This is a genomic window from Actinoallomurus spadix (assembly GCF_024055725.1).
Taxonomy (GTDB): Bacteria; Actinomycetota; Actinomycetes; order Streptosporangiales; family Streptosporangiaceae; genus Actinoallomurus; species Actinoallomurus spadix.
Genome location: NZ_JAMXMX010000007.1, coordinates 76,422 through 89,995, shown reverse-complemented (window position 1 = coordinate 89,995; position 13,574 = coordinate 76,422). Strand labels below are relative to the sequence as shown.

11 protein-coding genes are annotated in these 13,574 nt (G+C 70.9%); 2 read left to right on the top strand and 9 right to left on the bottom strand.

Going from position 1 to position 13,574, the window contains the following annotated elements; all coding sequences use genetic code 11:
- Nucleotide 1: 1 nt before the first annotated feature.
- Nucleotides 2–943: a threonine/serine dehydratase gene (locus NE235_RS12075; protein ID WP_252801956.1), complete on the bottom strand. Its 942-nt coding sequence runs from the start codon at nucleotides 941–943 to the stop codon at nucleotides 2–4.
- A gap of 213 nt (nucleotides 944–1,156) precedes the next feature.
- Between NE235_RS12075 and NE235_RS12070 the strand changes: the two genes are divergently transcribed.
- Complete coding sequence (locus NE235_RS12070) at nucleotides 1,157–1,618, top strand: luciferase domain-containing protein (RefSeq protein WP_252801954.1); 462 nt, start codon at nucleotides 1,157–1,159, stop codon at nucleotides 1,616–1,618.
- Between the two features lie 84 nt (nucleotides 1,619–1,702).
- Nucleotides 1,703–2,392: a response regulator transcription factor gene (locus tag NE235_RS12065; protein ID WP_252801952.1), complete on the top strand. Its 690-nt coding sequence runs from the start codon at nucleotides 1,703–1,705 to the stop codon at nucleotides 2,390–2,392.
- A 105-nt stretch (nucleotides 2,393–2,497) separates the two neighbouring features.
- Here NE235_RS12065 and NE235_RS12060 read toward each other — a convergent pair whose 3' ends face one another.
- The 8 genes from NE235_RS12060 to NE235_RS12025 form a co-directional block, all read right to left on the bottom strand.
- Complete coding sequence (locus tag NE235_RS12060; RefSeq protein WP_252801950.1) at nucleotides 2,498–3,769, bottom strand: sensor histidine kinase; 1,272 nt, start codon at nucleotides 3,767–3,769, stop codon at nucleotides 2,498–2,500.
- Between the two features lie 64 nt (nucleotides 3,770–3,833).
- Nucleotides 3,834–5,345 carry an LCP family protein gene (locus tag NE235_RS12055; RefSeq protein ID WP_252801948.1) on the bottom strand — a complete coding sequence of 504 codons (1,512 nt, stop codon included), beginning with the start codon at nucleotides 5,343–5,345 and terminating at the stop codon, nucleotides 3,834–3,836.
- Between the two features lie 144 nt (nucleotides 5,346–5,489).
- Complete coding sequence (locus tag NE235_RS12050; protein ID WP_252801946.1) at nucleotides 5,490–6,971, bottom strand: LCP family glycopolymer transferase; 1,482 nt, start codon at nucleotides 6,969–6,971, stop codon at nucleotides 5,490–5,492.
- A 257-nt stretch (nucleotides 6,972–7,228) separates the two neighbouring features.
- On the bottom strand, nucleotides 7,229–9,421 hold the full coding sequence (locus tag NE235_RS12045) for an LCP family protein (protein ID WP_252801944.1): 2,193 nt from the start codon (nucleotides 9,419–9,421) through the stop codon (nucleotides 7,229–7,231).
- Nucleotides 9,422–9,857: 436 nt separating this feature from the next.
- Nucleotides 9,858–10,061 carry an EF-hand domain-containing protein gene (locus NE235_RS12040; RefSeq protein WP_252801942.1) on the bottom strand — a complete coding sequence of 68 codons (204 nt, stop codon included), beginning with the start codon at nucleotides 10,059–10,061 and terminating at the stop codon, nucleotides 9,858–9,860.
- Between the two features lie 323 nt (nucleotides 10,062–10,384).
- The gene (locus tag NE235_RS12035; protein ID WP_252801940.1) at nucleotides 10,385–10,873 is read right to left on the bottom strand and encodes a hypothetical protein; all 489 of its coding nucleotides are present in this window, start codon (nucleotides 10,871–10,873) and stop codon (nucleotides 10,385–10,387) included.
- Between the two features lie 518 nt (nucleotides 10,874–11,391).
- Nucleotides 11,392–11,778, bottom strand: coding sequence for a hypothetical protein (locus NE235_RS12030; protein ID WP_252801938.1), 387 nt, complete (start codon nucleotides 11,776–11,778; stop codon nucleotides 11,392–11,394).
- 707 nt (nucleotides 11,779–12,485) lie between these two features.
- Nucleotides 12,486–13,430: an acyl-CoA desaturase gene (locus NE235_RS12025; protein ID WP_406567572.1), complete on the bottom strand. Its 945-nt coding sequence runs from the start codon at nucleotides 13,428–13,430 to the stop codon at nucleotides 12,486–12,488.
- Nucleotides 13,431–13,574: the final 144 nt, after the last annotated feature.

Below are 13,574 nucleotides of genomic sequence, written 5' to 3'. Positions count from 1 at the left end.
TTCACTCTGCGGTGACCAAGGTTCGACGCTGTGTGAGGCCGGATGGGTCGGTGTTGGCGCCGCAGCAGATGAGGGCGAGGCGCTCGCCGGGCTCGGGGCGGTAGGCGCCGGTGAGCAGGGCGGCGTACGCGGCGGCGGTGCCGTGCTCCAGGACCAGGTGGTAACGCCGCCACAGCTCACGCCGGGCGGTGACGATGTCCTCGTCGGCCACCAGGACGGATCTCACGCCGGTGCGGCGGGCGACACCGAAGGCGATGTCGCCGGCCCGGCGGGCGCCGAGGGAGTCTGCCGCCACCCCGGAGACCCCCACGTCGACCGGCTCACCGGCCGCGAGGGCGTCGTGCAGGGCCGGGCAGCCGTACGGCTCGACGGCGACGACACGGGACCGGCCCTCCAGCGCGGCGGCGATGCCGGCCATCAGCCCGCCGCCGCCGACCGCGACCAGCACGGTGTCGACCCCGCCGGTCTGCTCCTCGAGTTCGAGTGCCAGGGTGCCCTGGCCCGCGCAGATCTCGGGCTGGTCGTACGCGTGGCAGAACAGCGCCCCGGTGTCGGCCACGCGCTTGATCGCACTCTCGTACGCCTCGGCGTACTCGCGGCCCACCTGAACGACGGAGGCGCCCAGGGCCTTCAACCCGGCCACCTTGACGGCGGGCGCGGTCTCCGGGACGTGGACCTCCGCGGGGACGCCCAGCTCCCGGGCCGCGTACGCGACGGCGAGCCCGGCGTTGCCGCCCGACGCCGCCACCACGCCCGCGTCGGGCAGGCCGTCCTGCTCGGCGGCCGCGAGAATCCGGTTGAACGCCCCACGCGCCTTGAACGATCCGGTGTGCTGCAGCTGCTCCAGCTTGAACCACCGCTCACCGTCGTCGAACACCGGAGTCGTACGGACCCGGGAGCCGATGCGGGCCCGGGCCGCTGCCACGTCGCTGCGAGAGATCACGCATCCACCGTACGGCCTTCTCCTGGAGAGACTTCCGGGCCGCCCACCTTGTCGCGGGGAACGGCCGGTGTGCGTCGCGGCGGTTGCGGGAAGGGGATGGAAACGGTGAATCGATTGATAACGATTGAGGCGCGAGCCCTTATGAGAAAGGCCGCAACACGGGATCCTGGGGCCGTGACGGGCCCTCCGAAGAGCCGGAGCACAGCCGAACGAGTGGCCGCACAATTGGCGACCTGGCCCGGGCTGGCCACCGATCGCCCGTCGTGCGGCGTCGGCCGCGGTTTCGCGTTCCGTGGCACCCAGATCCTTCATCTGCACACCGGGGACGAGGCCGATCTGCGACTCACCCGGTCGTTCATCGACCGGCTCGACCAGGTGCTTGCCGAGTCCGGGCAGATCGTCGTCCGTCCGGGCGACGACTGGGTGACCGTTCGCCTGGACACCGACACCGCGGGCTCGTTGCTCATCAGCCTGACGAGCCTGGCCATCCAGGCCGCGCACCACGGGACCTCCCCTGGTCTCCCCTGTACCCGGGAGGGCGAGCGCCCCGTGGACACGGAGCGTTCCGCCGACCCCGGGCCGGTCGAACGCGGCGAGGGGACATTAGCGGTTGAGGCGTCGGAACGTTCCCTGCCCCGGACGCTGCGCCTGGTGCGACCACTCCGCCAGCGGTAGACGACGGCCGTGATCGGGCGGGCGGAACAGGCACTTCCCCGCTCCGGGCGGCGATCGTTCGGGAAGGGTCCCTAGGATCGGCTTGTGACGCGGGAACGCATCCTGGTGGTGGAGGACGATGCCATCATCGGGTCCGAATTGCTGAAGGCACTGTCCGCCAGTGGATACGAAGCGGGCCTGGCGACGACCGGGGCGGACGCGCTGGCCGACGTAGGCGCGCATCCACCGGACCTCATCCTGCTGGATCTCGGTCTGCCGGACATCGAGGGCGTCGAGCTGTGCCGGCGGCTGCGGGCGGAGCTCCCCCTGACCGTCGTCGTCGTGCTCACCGCCCGGACCGAGGAGTTCGAGGTGGTCGTCGCGCTCGACGCGGGCGCGGACGACTACCTGACCAAGCCGTTCCGGCTGACCGAACTCGTCGCGCGGATCCGTGCCCACCTGCGTCGTCGTGCCGCCGAGCCGGGCGACCGCGTGATCAGCGTGGGGCCGCTTCGGCTGGATCTGCCGGCGCGGCGCGTCCACGTCGCCGGCAGCGAGGTGGTGCTGCGGCCGAAGGAGTTCGATCTGCTGGCGGCGCTGGTGACGCGGGCCGGTGAGGTCGTGACCCGGGAGCAGCTGATGGACGAGGTCTGGGACGAGAACTGGTTCGGGCCGACGAAGACGCTCGACGTGCATGTCTCGACGCTGCGCCGCAAGCTCGGGCCGCACGGGCGGATCACCACGCTGCGCGGGCGCGGCTACCGGTACGAACGCGAGGCGGCCGCGGAGGCGTGAGGGGCCGCGTGGCGTCGACCGGCGCCACGGGTCCGTACGGCTCACCTCTGAGCGACGCCGCGGGTCCGTACGGCTCCGGGCGGCGGCGTTCGCCCGGATCGCTCGTCAGTCGGCGGCGCGGTAGTCGCTCGTGGGCAGGAGCAGGCTGAAGACCGGGGGTGAGGGCCGCCGCAGGACCAGGCGGCCCCCCTCGGCCTCGGCGAGGGAGCGCGCGAGGGCGAGACCGATCCCGTGCCCGTCCGCGGGGCCGCGGAAGACGTCGGCACCGTCGGGGATCCCCGGGCCCTCGTCGCTCACCTCGATGGCCAGGCCCTGACCGACGTCGATCGCGGAGACGGTGATGGGCGCCTTGCCGTGGGTGACGGCGTTGTCGACGAGAACGTTGACGATCTGGCGTACGGCCGAGAGCGAGGCGCGTACCTCGGGCAGGCCCGGCTCGATGCGCACCGTGACGTCCGTGCGGGTGCGGATCTCCCTGAGCAGCGCGGAGACGTTGAGCACTCCGCGGTCGGCCGGGCTGCCGCGCGAGAGGCGTACGAGATCGTCGATGATCTCTTGGAGGTGCTCGCCGCGCTCGATCGCCGTACGGATGACCGCTCGCGGGTCCTCCCCCGCCAGGCCCGACTCCAGGCCCAGGAGCAGCCCGGTCAGCGGCGTGCGCAGTTGGTGGGAGACGTGAGCGCTGAACGCGCGCTCGCGTTCGAGCAGGTCGCCGAGGCGCCGGGCCGTCGCCTCCAGGGCCCGGCTCGCGGCGTCCGCCTCGCGGACGCCGACGGACCGTGCGCGGATGCTGAAGTCGCCGCTGCCGAGCGCCTGGGCGTCCCGCGTCAGGCCTTCGAGCGGTGCGGCCAGCCGGCCCGCCTGGCGCCGCGCCACCACGGCGGCGAGCCCGACGACGAGGACGGCGAGCGCGACCATGAGCAGCCAGGCGCGTTCGGTACGGCCGCTGATGTGCTTGTAAGGGGTCGCGACCCGGACGACGGCGACGATGTTCTCGTCGGAGGGCACCGGCGCGGACACGGCCAGCAGGCCGTTCTCCACCGCCTCGTGGACCCGGCCGTCGCCGGCGGCCCCCGCGACGGGCGAGTTGCGCGGGCCGCGACCGGTGACACGGTCGCCGTCGAGGTCGTAGATGCCCACGCTGAGGTGCCGGGACATGCCGGTGGGCAACGTCACCGGCTTGGGACGCCGCGCGATCGTGTCGGGCACCGCGGCCGAGATCCGGGTCGCGTCGCGTTCGAGCGACTTGATCGCCTCGTCCCGGTACAGCCGCTGGAGCGCGATCGCCAGTGGGATCGCGAACAGCACGACCGCGAGGGCGGCCACGCCGACGATCGCCACGAGCACGCGCCTGCGCAGCGGGGGGATGCGGGTCATTCGCTCATTGTGCATCGCGAACCCTGATGACCTGGCCGTCCTGGCCGGGCGCCGGGACGGGGCCTCAGCCGCAGGCGTTCTTGAGGGAGACCGAGCCGTTCGAGGCCGTCGACTTCGTCTTCCGGCGCTTCTTGGCGGTCGTGGTCGGGCTGGGTTCGGCCTTCGACGGGTTCACACTCGCGGCGATGGCCTTGTTCGTCACCCGGCGCATCACCTGGATGATGGTCGCGTCCGCCCGCCGGTCGGTGTGGAAGCCGGCGATCTTGTAGGGGCTGAACGTCAGGCTGGTGATGTCCGCGCCGTGCTTGACGGTGCCGGACAGCTTCACCAGGGCGGGGAGCAACGCGGACGGGATGTTCGTCGAGATCGTGTTCGTCGCGGCCTGGGCCAGCTTCTCGAAGTGGGTGACGACCTTCTGCGGGTTGGCCTGTTCGGCGATGTCCTTGAGCAGGCACTTCTGCCGGTCCATGCGGTGGAAGTCGTCGTCGGCGTGCCGGGTGCGGCCGTACCACAACGCCTGCTCCCCGTTGAGGTGATGCTTGCCGGGGTAGAGGTAGCCGGTCGGCGGCTTGAGGACCCGGCCGTCGGGGGTGATCTCTCCGCCGATCGGCAGACCGGGCAACTTCGGGTTCGCCGGCTTCTCGACGCGCACGTCGACGCCGCCCATGGCGTTGACGATGTCCTTGAACCCGGCCAGGTTGACCATCACGTAATAGTCGATCTTGAGGCCCAGGAGGTTCCCGATCACCTCTTCGAGCAGGTGGGGTCCGCGCTGGCCCTTCTTGTAACGCGGCTCCAGCTCGGGGTGGTGCTCGCCATAGAGGTAGAGCTCGTTGAGGAGTCCGCGGTCCCGGCCCACCACCCCGGGACCGGGCTCTCCCTGGTAGCCGTTCGGGAAGCGCGACTGCATCCGGGGCGGCATGTCCATCCCGTACAGGCCCCGCGGGATGCTCAGCATGACGGTGTTGCCGGTCTTGGTGTCGATGCTGGCGACCGTCATGCTGTCGGTACGGATGCCCTTGCGGTCCCTGCCACCGTCACCGCCTAGCAGCAGCACGTTGACCCGCGGCATGTTCTTCCAGGGATCCGCCGCGTTGACCTTCGGGCCGGAGTGGTCGTCGCCGGGAAAGATCTTCGACAGAGTGTCACGAAGCACATAGGTGGCGTTCGCCGCGTACACGAACGGCGTGCAGATCAGCAGCGACAGCACCACGACCAGGGTCGTCGACGCCACCCGCATCGCCGCCGGCAGCCCCGCCGGCCGCACCACCTGGTACGACCGGATCACCACCGAGGCCCACACCAGCGCGAGCGCCAGCAGGACGGCGATGAAGACGTTCAACCAGGTGCCCTGCACGACCAGCTGTTTCAGTCTGTCCTGGAACACCAGCCCCAGCGTCGCCGCGCCGCCCACCAGCAGCACGAGGACGCCCATGAGGGTGAACCCGGCCCCGCGGCGACCGGCCGCCACGTGGGCCGCCCCCCATACGAACGTGGAGGCCAGCGTCAGTCCCAACGCCCGCCACAGGCCGCCGACCGGAACGGACCGGTGCCCTCTCCCCTGACCCGGCGCCATGCGTCTCCTGCCTTCGTCGCGGACGCCGCTCCGCGCCGCCCGGCCGGGCCTCCGCCGAGCAGCGGCGGCACCCGGTGTCGGATGCGACGGCGGTCACGAGCCGACCCGAGGTCGGTGACGCACCTCAGGGCTCGGCTCGCCGGATCAGCCGCAGACGTTCTTCAGGGAGACCGCACCCGAGCCGGAGGACGTGGCCGTCGCACTGGGTGAGACGCGCGAAGTCTTCCTTTTGTTCGTTTTGGCGGTGGCGCTGACCGTCGCCGTGGGCTTGCTCTGCTGCGGGTTGTCGCTCTGCGCGATGGCCCTGGCCGCCGCCCTCCGCATGATCAGGACGTTCGGCTCGTAGACGTGGAAGCCGGGGATCTTGGCCGGGTTGTACGGGAGGCTGTGGATGTCGGCGCCGTTCTTCACGGTGCCGGACAGCTTCACGAGCGCCGGGAGCAGCGCCGACGGGATGTTCGTGTAGATCGTGTTGGTCGCCGCCTTGGCGAGCTTCTCGAAGTGGGTGACGACCTTCTGCGGGTCGGCCTGCTGAGCGATGTCTCTCATGAGGCACTTCTGCCGGTCCATGCGGTGGAAGTCGTCGTCCGCGTGCCGGCTGCGGCCGTACCACAGGGCCTGCTCGCCGGTCAGGTGGCGGGTGCCCGGCATGAGGTAGCCGGACGGCGGGATGCCGCGCTCCGGCTCACCGCCGATCGGCAGCTTCTTCTCGATGTGGACCGTTACCCCGCCCATGGCGTTCACGATGTCCTTGAACCCGGACAGGTTCACGAGCACGTAGTAGTGGATCTTTATGTTGAGGAGGTAGCCGATGACCTCTTCGAGCAGGTGCGGGCCGCGCTGGGACGCCTTCTTGTACTTCGGCAGCAGCTCGGGGTGCCGCTGTGCCTCGATGTAGAGCTCGTTGAGCAGCCCCTGGTCGCCCGGGTCCCCGGTGTAGCCCTGCGGCCACCTCGACCGCAGGCGCGGCGGCAGCTGGAACTTCTGCAGCTGCCGGGGCAGGCTCAGCAGGACCGTGTCGCCGGTCTTGGTGTTGATGCTGGCGACCGTCATGCTGTCGGTACGGATGCCGGTGCGGTCCTTGCCACCGTCACCGCCCAGCAGCAGCACGTTGACCCGCGGCATGCCCTTCCAGGGGTCGGAGGCGTTCACCTTCTGGCCGGAGGTGTCGTCACCGGGGAAGATCTTCGCCAGGGTGTCACGCAGCACATAGGTGGTGTTCGCCGCGTACACGAACGGCGTGCAGATCAGCAGCGACAGCACCACGACCAGGGTCGTCGACGCCACCCGCATCGCCGTCGGCAGCCCCGCCGGCCGCACCACCTGGTACGACCGGATGATGATCGCCGCCCAGGCCAGCGCCAGCACCAGGATCGCCACGGTGATGACGTTCAGCCACGTGCCCTGCACCGCGATCTGCTTCAGCTTCTCCTGAAACGCCAGTCCCAGCGTCGCCGCGCCGCCCAACAGCAGCGCGAGGACGCCCATGAGGGTGAACCCGGCCGCGCGGCGACCGGCCGCCACGTGGGCCACCCCCCACACGACCGCGGAGGCCAGCGTCAAGCCCAACGCCCGCCACAGACCGGCGACGGGAACCGGCTCACGCCCCCCAACCTGCCGTGCCATGAAGTCTCCTGATCCTCTGCTCGCGAGCGCAGCCCCGCTCCGGGCGCGCATCCCCGATGGGGACGTGCGGCCGCGCCGACCGGTTTGCAAAGTGATGGTTCAGATGCGGTCAGTAACCATTGGCATTGACTGCTGGATCGTACCCGACCTGTGACCCTACCTGGCCCGATAGCACGGTAAAGCACACTGGCCCCAATTATCCCGCATTTGGGGAAAGCTCACGAAACACCACGTGAATGGCGTATATCCGTTACGAGCTAGCCACCGCAGGCGGCCGTCAGCGAGATGGCCTTGTCCTTGGCCCGTGCCTTGGGGGAAGCGCCACCGGACGCGTCCGCACCGGCGCTCGGGGCCGCCGAGTCACCAGGAGACGCCCCCGCGCTCGCCCCACCCGAGGCTCCCGCGGACCCCGCCGGATCCGGGCTGTCCATCCCGGCCGGCGACGCCGCGGGAGCGGGCGTACCGGAGGGCTGCGCGGAGGCGCTCACGCCACCGGACGCCTCCGGCGTGGGCGACGCGCTCGCCGAGCGCTCCTCACTGGCCTCGATCGCGGCGGCGGCGGCGCGCCGCATCACCTGCAGGTCCGGCCGGTAGACGTGGAACTGCGGCGGAACGAACATCAGGCTGCTGATCTGCGCGCCGTGCTTCATCGTCTCGGAGAGCGTGATGAGGGCGGGCAGCAACTCGGCCGGGATGTTGGTGGAGATCGTCTTCTTCGCCGCGCGCGCGAGCTGCTGGAACCGGGTCAGCACCCGCTGCGGGTCGGCCTGCTCGGCGATCGCCTTCATCAGGCACTTCTGCCGCCCCATCCGGGTGAAGTCGTCACTCGCCGTCCGCGACCGCCCGTACCAGAGCGCCTCCTTGCCGCTCAGCTCCCGGTCACCGGCCTTGAGCACCCCGGTCGGCGCGCTGCCGTCCTCCGGGCCGCCGAACGGGATGTCACCGGCGATGTGCACCTTGACCCCGCCCATCGCGTCGACAATGTCCGCGAAACCGAACAGGTTGACGAGGATGTAATAGTCGATGGGCTGGCCGATGAGGTACGAGATCTCCTCACGGACCAGCTCCGGCCCGCGCCGGCCCTTGTCGAAGCCCGGCACGAGCGAATGGTCGTCCTCCGCGTCCTGGAACAGCTCGTTCAGCAGGCCCTGATCACCCGGCGCGCCCACACCGGTGAAGCCGTCCGGCCACCGGGACCGCAGCCGGGGGACGACCGGGAAGTGCTGGAGGTTCCGGGGCAGGCTGATCAGCACCGTGTCCCCGGTGTGCGTGTCGACGCTCGCCACCGTCATGCTGTCCGTACGGACGCCGATCCGGTCACCGGCCCCGTCCCCGCCCAGCAGGAGGATGTTGACCCGCGGCTTGTCCTTCCACGGGTCCTCCACGTTCACCGGCTGCGGCCGCGCCTGGTCGCCGTGGAAGATCGTGCCGATCGTGTCCCGCAGGGTGTAGGTGCTGCGCGCGGCCCAGACGAGCGGCGAGCACACTCCGACGGCGAGCACGAGGACCATCCCGCCCGCGAGGATCCGCGCGGTCCGGGCCATCCCGGTGGGGCGGACCACCTGATAGGAGCGGACCACCACACCGGCCCACAGGAGCGCGAGGGCCAGGATGCCGCCGGTGATGCCCGCGAGCCAGTCGCGCTGCACCGCGATCTGCTTGAGGTCATGCTGGTACCGCAGGGCCACGAACACTCCCCCGCCGACCAGGATCGCGAACAATGCCATCAGCAGGATCCCGGCGACGCGGCGCCCGGCCCACAGGTGCGCGATGCCCCAGACCACCGCGGACGCGACCGTCAGCCCGAGCGCGTGCAGAAGATTGCGCCCGGACCTGCCGCCCACCTCACGCGAAGCGTTCTCGCCTCCGGAGTCCGCCTCGGCACCGCCGTCGCCGTCCCCGTCGCCGTCCCCGGCATCGGCATCGGCATCGGCATCGGCATCGGCATCGGCAGGAGCCTTATCACCGGACGCGTCGTCAGAGACGTCCGCGTCCTCCGCGTCGGCCACGCCGTCCGTCGTCCCGGCGTCACCGTCCTGACCGGCGTCCGCGTCGGGGTCGGACGGCGCACCGGCGGGACCGACGGTGGCGGCGGTATCGGATGCCGGCTCGGCGCCCTCAGGCCCGGCACCCTCAGGCTCGGCGTCGCCGGTCACGGGGGCGTCCGCGTCGGACGCGGCGGTGCCGTCCGTGGCGTCATCCGCCGCGGTTCCGGTCACCGCGCCGGGCGTCGCGGCGCCTCGCCGGGGGGCGGCCGCGGCCTGGACTACGGAGACGCCGTCGCCGGCCAGCGCGCCGCGCCGGCCGTCCTTCCCAACCGCGGGGCTCTTCTCTTGGGTACGCCCTCCGGCGTCGCCCTCGCCGTCCTGGGCCGGGGAGTCGCCCCCCGTTTCACCGTCGGCGGCTTCGTCGCGGCCGTCGGAGACGCCGTCCACCGCGCCTTGTCCCATATGCACTCCTGTGTTCCGGCCGCCAGCCTAGATCATTGGGCGGACACTCAGTCGGCCCGCCGTACGGCCGGTGGAACACGGACAGCCGTACGACCAGGGTGCGAACGATCACCTTTTCGGCAACGAACGACACCAGCAAAGAATCCCTTAATGCCCGAAATGGACCGAATGAAGCCGTTATAGCCCCATGGCGACTTCGTCCGGACTTGTAGATCACCGGCGAGAGCCCAAGGATCCCAGTGCCGGAGGCATCCGGCGAGCGCCGCCGGACGGCGGTGGGTCAGTGTCCCGCCAAGGCTTCCCCCCTCACCGTGCCCGGGCAGGGCGGGAAAACGTCACGGCTGTTCGTACGGCGACGGCATCGAGCGAGCGCGACCAGGCACGCATGCCCGCGAGGAGGCCGGTTCCCGGAGTCACCGGGAACCGGCGGATCGCCTCAGGAGTTCCACGCCTTGGCGAACTCCGCCAGGTTGATGCGCCCGTCGCCGTCATCGTCGGCGTGGGCGAAGATCGAGTTGATCTCATCGCCGCTGACGGCCTCGTGGCGGCGGGTCATGGCGAGTTTGAACTCCATCGCCGTGATGTACCCGTCGCCGTCGTAGTCGATCTCCTTGAACGTCCGCACGACCTCGTCGTCCACCAGTGCCTCCTGTCGGCCCGTACGTCTCCGGCAGCGGTCACCGTAAGGCCCGGACCCCGCCCCGCGCGACATCCTTGCCCGGACCGGCTCGCCCGGGGACCGGCCACCGGCGGACGGCCGCGTGGGCCGGCACCGGCTCGGCGAGTTCGACGCCGGCGCGGCTCGGCGGGTCCATCTCCGCCCCGCGAGGGACATTTTGCCTGCTCACAGCGCCGATCATCCGATTTGTTGGATATTATCCGCTTTCTGCCGTTGTACGTAACTTTGTCACGATCTTTGGACGATGTGGCGGGACGGAGATACCGATGTCCTTGACCGAGGCCCTACGGACGGGTGCTCCGCAGGCGTTCGGCGCGCTCTATGACGAGTACGCCGAGCCGCTCTACGCCTACTGCTACGTCATGGTCGGCGTCGAAGCGGGCGACGCCCTGCACGATGTCTTCCTCACCGTCGCCCGCGACCCGGACGCCGTTCCCGATGACGACGCGCGGCTCCCCGTGTGGCTGCACTCGCTCGCCCGAGCCCAGTGCGTACGGCGCGGCGCCCTCCTCCGCGGCGTCGCGACGACCACCTCGACCGACCCGCTGCGCCGCGCGCTGGCCCTCCTGAGCCCCGGGCACCGCGAGATCCTCGCGCTGACGAACGCTCTCGACCCCGAGCAGACCGCCCAGGTCCTCGGTGTGACGCGGGACGCCGCCGAGACACTGGCGTGGGACGCGCGGCAGCGCCTGGAAGAGGCCGCCGCCGTCGTACGGGGCGAGGAGACGCCGAACTCCGCCATGCTCGCCCCGCTCAGTGGAGAGGCGCTGCACCGGCTGGTGACGCTCGGCTACGAGCCTCCATCAGGGCAACGCGACCGGATACTGGCCTCATGCGCTGCGGCCGCGCCGCCGGCGACAGGGTTCACTGCCGCCGCAGCACCCCCGCTCGATGGCTCCCCTGAGTCGGCCGATGACGCCACCCGGCAGATCCCGGCGATCTCCCCGGACCAGACGGCCACCACCCCCCTGGTTCGGCCCGGCGGAACCTCCGCGAACACGCGACCGGACCAGTCCGTGCCCGGCGAGCCCGCGCCTGCCGAATCCGGGCTTCCAGCGGCCGAACTCGCCGGCTCGGGCGCGGCGGCCTGGGAGGCCATCGACGCGGCGTGGGCCGAGGACGCGAGCACCGGTGAGCAGCCGCCCGGGCGCGGTTCGCACGCCAAGCCGAAGAGGTCATCGAGCGGCCGGCTCCTCCCGGTCGTGGCCCTGGTGGCCTGCGTCGCCGCGGCGACGGGCACGGCGTTCGCGCTGACCGGCTCCCACCACACGCACGACACCAGCGCCGTCGTTCACCAGAGCGCCCGGCCGACCCCTCCGGCCCCGTCACCTTCCTCGACGGACCCGGCGTCCCCCTCACCGACGGCGGCCACGTCGCACGCGAGCCCGTCGCCCACACCGGCCCGTACCGCGCCCACGACCGCGAAACCTCGACGGACCACCGCCCCGGCGCGCGGCTCGACGTCATCGACCCCGGCGTCACCCACCAAGACGACCCCGACGGCCCGACCCACCTCACCGCCCACGTCGACCGCACCGGCTGAATCGTCCCCGGCCGCGACGCCGACCCCGTCCGCCGAGCCGAGCTCACCCGCTCGACCGACCCCGACCGCCGAGCCGAGCTCACCCGCTCGACCGACCCCGACCGCCGAGCCGAGCAAGACGCCCAAGCCCAGCAAGACGGCCAAGCCGAGCGGAACGGCCGCGCCCAGCAAGACCGTCCGGTCGCCCCATACGCCAAAGGCCACTCGCACTGCCGAATCGCCTCACAGACCGAAAGCGACCCACACCGTCAGGCCCACGAGGCCGGCCACGTCCGCGGACCGGCCGACACACAGGCCGAAACCGCATCGCACCACTACGTCAGGGGACGGGTCCACGGGCGGTCGCGGGAGTGACAGCCGTCGAGGGGCTGATCAGACATGCCACGGTGTCTCCGATTGTTCACAGCCCTTCCCCTGGCACATCGGAAACGCTCAGCCCAAGCATCTCCCCCAGCACCCGGAGGGCTCCGGTTCCGGTCGGGGTGGCCGGGGTCAGGGCGGTCAAAGCCTCCCCCGATCCCCCTACGGTCCCGGTTCCGGTTTCGCGCAAGGTGACCGCAGCTTCCCCCAGCGCTCCAACGGTCTCGATCCTGGTTTCGGTCAGAGGGGCCAGGGCGGTTCCCAGGGGTTCAGCGGTCCTCCGTTCGCTCAGCGTCCCCGAGGGTGAGAACGGCCGCGGGGCGGAGCGAAGAAGCCGTTAACTGGATATCCACTCGAGAAGTGCCTGTCGGGCCAGTCGTTCAGCCCCTTCTACGAGCACTTCCCCCGGGCCTGGCGGGAGCGAATGCGCGCGCGATTCTTCCTCTGGCCTTGCCGTACGGCCGATCGTGCGGACGGCGATCTCAGGTAGGAGCGGAGAGGCGGGCGAGACGGGCCGGATCGGGCCAGCGGACGTCGTACACCCAGCCGAACCGCTCGAACATCCAGATGACACGAGCCGAGATGTCGATCTGGCCGGGCCGTACGCCGTGCCGGGCGCACGTCGGGTCGGCATGGTGCAGGTTGTGCCACGACTCGCCCATGCTGAGGATCGCCAGCGGCCAGACGTTGGCCGACCGGTCCCGGGCCGTGAACGGGCGTTCCCCGATCATGTGGCAAATCGAGTTGATCGACCAGGTGACGTGGTGCAGGAACGCCATGCGGACCAGCCCGGCCCAGAAGAACGCCGTCAGCGCCCCCCACCATGACCAGGTGATCAGGCCGCCGAGGAGCGCCGGTCCCGCGAGCGTCACCAGCGTGCAGAGCCCGAACAGGCGATTCACGACGCGCATGTCGCGGTCGGCGAGGAGATCGGGCACGAACCGCTCCTGGTTGGTCAGGTCACGTTCGAAGAGCCAGCCCATGTGCGCGTGCCAGAAACCCCGCACGATCGCGACCGGTGAGGTGCCGAAGAGCCAGGGTGAGTGCGGGTCGCCCTCGCGGTCGGAGAACGCGTGATGCCTCCGGTGATCAGCGACCCAGTGCAGGACCGGCCCCTGTACCGCCATGCTGCCGACGACCGCGAGGACGATCCGCATCGTGCGACCGGCCTTGAACGATCCGTGCGTGAGATAGCGGTGGTAACCCACTGTGACGCCCAGACAGGTGACCACGTACCACGCCGCCGCGAGTACGAGGTCGACCACGCTCAGCCCCCACCCCCACGCGGCGGCGACGGCGCCGGCCAGCGCGAACATGGGCAGGATCACGAACGCGTACACCGAGATGTGCGCGGAGAGCCGGCGCCTGCCGGCGAGCAGGGGTTTCGGGCCTCGCGGTGGAAGCGGCGGGGCAGGTCGATCGCTGATGCTGGACACGGGACACCTCCGATTAAGGGAAATGCCCGCTCCCCCGGCGATAATTACGGATATCCCGCTGATCCGCGGCGGCAACCCGGTACCGGGCGTTGAGGGGAAGGGGTCGTCCGCGCCAGGTGGCCGCGCTGACGCGGG

What these genes read in the sequence shown, in the direction of transcription:
- NE235_RS12060 (WP_252801950.1), bottom strand. Translation starts at nt 3,769, where the DNA reads ATGACCCGCATCCCCCCGCTGCGCAGGCGCGTGCTCGTGGCGATCGTC.
- NE235_RS12055 (WP_252801948.1), bottom strand. Translation starts at nt 5,345, where the DNA reads ATGGCGCCGGGTCAGGGGAGAGGGCACCGGTCCGTTCCGGTCGGCGGC.
- NE235_RS12050 (WP_252801946.1), bottom strand. Translation starts at nt 6,971, where the DNA reads ATGGCACGGCAGGTTGGGGGGCGTGAGCCGGTTCCCGTCGCCGGTCTG.
- NE235_RS12045 (WP_252801944.1), bottom strand. Translation starts at nt 9,421, where the DNA reads ATGGGACAAGGCGCGGTGGACGGCGTCTCCGACGGCCGCGACGAAGCC.